3 protein-coding genes are annotated in these 2899 nt (G+C 30.0%); all 3 read left to right on the forward strand.

Features of this window, described 5'->3' with window-relative positions; all coding sequences use genetic code 11:
- The first annotated feature begins 551 nt into the window (after positions 1 to 551).
- The 3 genes from HMPREF1639_RS09330 (at position 552) to HMPREF1639_RS07760 (ending at position 2749) form a co-directional block, all read left to right on the forward strand.
- Entirely contained in the window at positions 552 to 707 is a 156-nt protein-coding gene (locus HMPREF1639_RS09330; protein WP_156955974.1) for a hypothetical protein, read from the forward strand.
- Positions 708 to 841: 134 nt separating this feature from the next.
- Positions 842 to 1138, forward strand: coding sequence for a hypothetical protein (locus tag HMPREF1639_RS07755; protein WP_036765199.1), 297 nt, complete (start codon positions 842 to 844; stop codon positions 1136 to 1138).
- Between the two features lie 12 nt (positions 1139 to 1150).
- Positions 1151 to 2749 (forward strand): cell wall-binding repeat-containing protein, encoded by a 1599-nt coding sequence (locus tag HMPREF1639_RS07760; RefSeq protein WP_036765203.1) that lies wholly within the window; start codon positions 1151 to 1153, stop codon positions 2747 to 2749.
- Positions 2750 to 2899 lie beyond the last annotated feature (150 nt).

Here is a 2899-nt window from a genome sequence, read left to right on the forward strand (position 1 = left end):
GTGATAATTTAAATCAATAAAATCTATTAAATTATACGGCAGCATCCATAGCAAACTTATAGCTATGGATGTTGCCCTTTTCTATTTTATACCTTTCCATTTTTATGAGTGGATGTAAAATATTTTTTTGGGCAATTTGTAAAAAAGTAGTGTGAATCTTCTATTTATCAGGAATATATGACTTTTTCTAAACAGTAATATTATTGTTTCATTAAAAATAATTTGGAATATATGCTAATTATTGACATGTAAAAAAAATAGTGGTATAATGAGGTAAAAGTAAGCATTATTATCGATTTATATCTAGTTTAGTTGTATGTATTTTAAAACATCTAGTATTAAGGTTAGGTTATTTTGTAAAATTACCTAATACTCTCGGTCTTTGGTAAGTACGTTGAAATATTAATTCTAAAATACAGTCATAGTATGAATTAGAGGGGATTCCGTTGGTTTAGTTAGAATTGCAATTGTATATCCAATATTTAAATTCATTATAATTTCAAATAGGAGGTAGATTTATCAAAAAAAGTAGATTAGGTTTTTTAGTGGTTATGTTTGTAGCAGTGTTCTCTATATTTTCTACATTGAGTTCAAGTGCCATGACTTCTGATGAAAGGAATGTGTTATTCGAACCTAATGAAAGGGTGATAAGAGAGTTAAGCAATACCAGTATTGTGAAAATTGGTGAAAATATAATTATTATATAAGTAGTAATATAGACACACCAATAAAAAATAGTGTAATTACAAATGGTTTTAGAGCTTTATATGTAGATTGTCATGGTGATGAGGATGCAACATTTTTATCTGCTGCAAGTGGTAGGAGACTTTATGCAGATGATTTGTCTTCACTTTATCCAAATTTACAGTTGAGATTTGTTTTTTTAGATGCTTGCAGTACAGGCGTTAATAATAATTGGCCAAATGTTTTTAAAATTAGAAATGGATGGGGAGCATATATTGGATGGGACAGACCAGTATATGAGGAACAAGCATATAATTTTTCTAGACGTTTTTGGCAATATGCAGATGGTCATACTCCGATAAAAAGGGCTGTAGAGAAAGCAAAAGCAGATGTAAGTGTAAATGCTAGACCTGTTTTTGTTGGCAACAGTACTTTTTATGGTACGGCAAATTAAGGAGGGGATTTTATGAACAAAAAAAAATTAATAATAAGCACAATGGTCACAACTATGGTTTCTGCTAGTATGGTACCTATTATAGCTATTGATAATATAGTTTTTGAAAAGAATGAAAAAGTTTTGAGTCAAACAAGAGACGAACAGTCTATAGATATTGGTAAAAAAATATTAGATTATATTAATGTAAAATATGAAAAGAAAAATTTTATTATGTATCGTATGCTTGGGACCAGTGGATGGTTAAAGGATAGACAATATAACAAGATTGTATATAATAATAACTCATATATATCTTTTGATGATGATGGTAGGCTCTTACAGGCTGATACAGGAGGTTATAAGTTACCTGCTAATGTGTCTATGGAGCATTCTCTTATGGATTCAATTAGTAAGAAATTATATGAAGAAGGATATACTTTAAAAAATGTTGAAAAATATACTTCTGATGATAACGATTTTTATAGGTATGAAAGAATTCTAAGTGGAACGATTACAAATCCACATGACTTCGTTTCCATATTTTATGATAAAAAAAATAATAATATAATAAGGTACAAGGTAGTAGAAAATAGAGTTGTCTATAAAGAACCCAGAATTAGTCCTGCTGAAGCTAAACTAATCGTACAAAATAAATATCACGCTAAATCGGAGGAAATTTCTGATATTATACTGACAACATATAAGGATGTTGATAACTCTGAAGTAAAATTGTCTTATTCGATTACAATTGATTTTAATAGAAAGATATATATGGATCCAGAAGATGGAAGCATATTGGGAGAGAGTATGTACAAGGTAGATTTATTAAAGTCCAATTTGGAAAATTCTATAAATCTGTCTAAGAATACCTTTGATGAGAGCGAGAATGTAGTTTTGGTATCAGAAAAAGCTATACCAGATGCACTATCATCAGCGGGTTTAGCAGGTTGTTTGAATGCTCCTATTCTTCTTTCAGAAAGGGATGATTTGAATAATAAACTAGCTAAGGAGTTATCTAGGTTAAAGACAAAAAATGTATACTTGGTGTCTGGCAAAAATATGATTAGCCCCAAAGTAATTAATAGCCTAAAGTCTATGGGGTATAATGTTGTAGATTACTCTGGAACAGATAGATATGAGACATCTGCTAATGTGGCCAAGAGTTTGAAGTCAGACAAGTATATTTTGGCTAGTGGAAAGAATTTTGCTGATATACCATCTATATCTCCATATGCTTATGAGTATAAAATACCGGTGATTTTGACATCGAGGGATAGTATTTCAGATAAGAATAGGACTGCGATAAAGAGTGGAACTCAGTTGGTATCAATTGGAGGATATGATACTATATCCCAAAAAGTATATGATGCCTTAGCTTCTAAAAATCTTAAAATTACTCGAATCGCAGGTATTGATAGATATGCTACATCAAAGGAAATAGCCAAAAGTTTATACCCAGATAGGACTAGCTACATTATAGAACTAAATAAAAATACGATGGCAAATATATTGTCAGCACCTTTAAGTGCTAGACTTAAAAAACCAATACTTGTATATCCAGATAAAATGGATGATTCCATAAAAAATTTAATTGACAAAGAATTAAAGGGAAGCATATTATTTAGGTGAAGCTAGCGTAAATCATAAATTTTGATGATATTGGCTTTATATATCGGATCTATGTCAAATAACGTTGGTGATAATTTAATAGGTTTTATTGATTTAAATGGTTCTTTGTCAACTAGCGTTGATGAATAAAATCCGAAATTTATGCGACAG

The organism is Peptostreptococcus sp. MV1, assembly GCF_000758885.1.
Lineage (GTDB): Bacteria > Bacillota > Clostridia > Peptostreptococcales > Peptostreptococcaceae > Peptostreptococcus.